This window comes from Mycobacterium sp., from assembly GCF_036273375.1.
Classification (GTDB): Bacteria; Actinomycetota; Actinomycetes; order Mycobacteriales; family Mycobacteriaceae; genus Mycobacterium.
Genome location: NZ_DASUHS010000041.1, coordinates 1 through 2,116 on the forward strand (window position 1 = coordinate 1; position 2,116 = coordinate 2,116).

Consider the following 2,116-nt stretch of genomic DNA (forward strand, 5'->3'; position numbering starts at 1 on the left):
CAACCCGCACTCCCGCACCGCCCGCAGATGCTCACGCACATCGCCCTGCAACCCCAGCACGCCCACAACCGTCACAGCACCAGGCTAGACCGCCATTCGGAGCCAACGCCGTGGGCGCTTCGCGCCGCCCTGAGGGGTGAAAATGGGGTCGGCTGCCGGTCGGGTAGACGTCGTCGCTCTTGTGGCGCTGCGAGTCCGTGAGCCAACGTGACGTTGGGAGTCGAGGGCAGGTGCCCTGGATTGTCGCTGCGAGCGCGTGAAGCAAACTCTTTGATCGATTCGGCTCCCACCGACCGGCCGCCGCTTGGTGATTCTACGCGGAAGGGAGCTTGTGGTGGCGATTCGTGTGGTGGTGGCCCGGTCTGCTGGGCTGGACATCGGTAAGGCGTCGTTGGTGGCCTGTGTCCAGGTCCCCGACCAGCGTGGTGGCTGGCTGCTGATCAGCCGCAAGTTCGCCACGATGACCGTGGATCTGCTGGCGCTGCGGGACTGGCTGTGTGAGTGGGGGGTGACCCGGGTCGGGATGGAGTCGACCAGCGCGTACTGGAAGCCGGTGTTCTACCTGCTCGAAGACAGCTTGGAGTGTTGGCTGCTCAACCCCCGGCATATGCGTAACGTGCCCGGGCGCAAGACCGACGCGACCGACGCGGAATGGATCTGTGATTTGATCGCACACGGGCTGGTCCGTCCCTCGCTGGTGCCGCCCCGCCCGATCCGCCGGTTACGGGACCTGACTCGGCGGCGGTCGAGCCTGATCCAGGACCGGACCCGGGAGAAGCTGCGGCTGGAAAAGACCCTGGAAGACGCCGGGGTCAAACTGTCGTGCCTGGCCACCGACCTGCTCGGGCGCTCGGCGAGGGCGATGCTGGCCGCGTTGATCGCCGGCGAACGCGACGGGCAGGTCCTGGCCGCGCTGGCGCTGGGCAAGATGCGTCCGAAGATCCCCGCATTGGCCCAGGCACTGGTCGGTCACTTCGATGAGCATCACGCCTTTGTGATCGAGATGATCCTGCGCCACATCGACCTCGTCGGCGCCATGATCGCCGAGCTGGACACCCGCATCGCCACCGAGATCGCGCCGTATCAGACCCAGCTCGACCTGATCAAAACCATCGACGGGTTCGACACCCGCAACGCCCAGGTCCTCCTCGCCGAGACCGGCGCCGACATGACCGCCTTCCCCACCGCCGCCCACCTCGCCTCCTGGGCCGGGATCTGCCCAGGCAACAACAAGACCGGCGGCAAAGCCAAACCCGGCCGCACCCGCCCGGGCAACCGCTGGCTTAAAGCCACCCTCGGCGTCGCTGCCATGGCCGCCGCCCGCAAACGCAACTGCTACTCCAACACCCAATACCGCCGCATCGCCGCGCGCCGCGGAGCCAAACGCGCCCGCGTCGCCGTCGGCCACAGCCTGCTCATCGCCGCCTGGCACGTCCTGAGCACCCAGACCGCCTACCACGACCTCGGTGCCGACTACTTCCTCCAACGCGACGACCCCCAACGCCGCATCCGCAAAATGATCAGCATCCTGGAAGGACACGGCTACACGATCACAAAACAAGCCGCCTAACCCCACCCACCCGCACCACCCACAGTGGTCACCGCGCCCGTGGTCGGGTTTATTTTCGAAGCGAATCGCGGTCCGGCGGCGCCGGATAACCGCGATTCGGTTCCGAATGGCGATCTGGTGCCGTTCAACGGCCGCGGATGATTCGGCGGAGCCGGGTGAGCCGCTCGGAGAGGGCGCGTTCGGCGCCGTGTGGGCGGGGTTCGTAGTAGTTTCGGCCTACCAGAGTGTCGGGGGGGTATTGCTGGGCTAGTACGCCGTCGGGGGCGTCGTGGGGGTAGCGGTAGCCCTGCGCATGACCAAGCCGGGCCGAGCCCGCGTAGTGCCCGTCGCGCAGGTGAGCGGGGACGGATCCGGTCGCACCGGCACGGACGTCGGCCAGGGCCGTGTCGATCGCGGTGATCACCGCATTGGATTTCGGTGCGGTAGCCAGATGCACGGTGGCCTGGGCAAGCGCAAGCCTGCCCTCGGGCATGCCGATGAACTGCACCGCGTGTGCGGCGGCCACCGCGGTCTGCAATGCCGTCGGGTCAGCCATCCCGATGTCCT

At 67.4% G+C, this 2,116-nt stretch carries 2 protein-coding genes; one reads left to right on the plus strand and one right to left on the minus strand.

Features of this window, described 5'->3' with window-relative positions:
- Positions 1-334 precede the first annotated feature (334 nt).
- Positions 335-1,570 carry an IS110 family RNA-guided transposase gene (locus VFW69_RS04115; RefSeq protein WP_526498449.1) on the plus strand — a complete coding sequence of 412 codons (1,236 nt, stop codon included), beginning with the start codon at positions 335-337 and terminating at the stop codon, positions 1,568-1,570.
- Positions 1,571-1,694: 124 nt separating this feature from the next.
- Here the strand turns inward: VFW69_RS04115 and VFW69_RS04120 are convergent.
- Positions 1,695-2,116 (minus strand): AAA family ATPase (locus VFW69_RS04120; protein WP_526498451.1); only part of this gene is annotated, 422 nt, incomplete at its 5' end.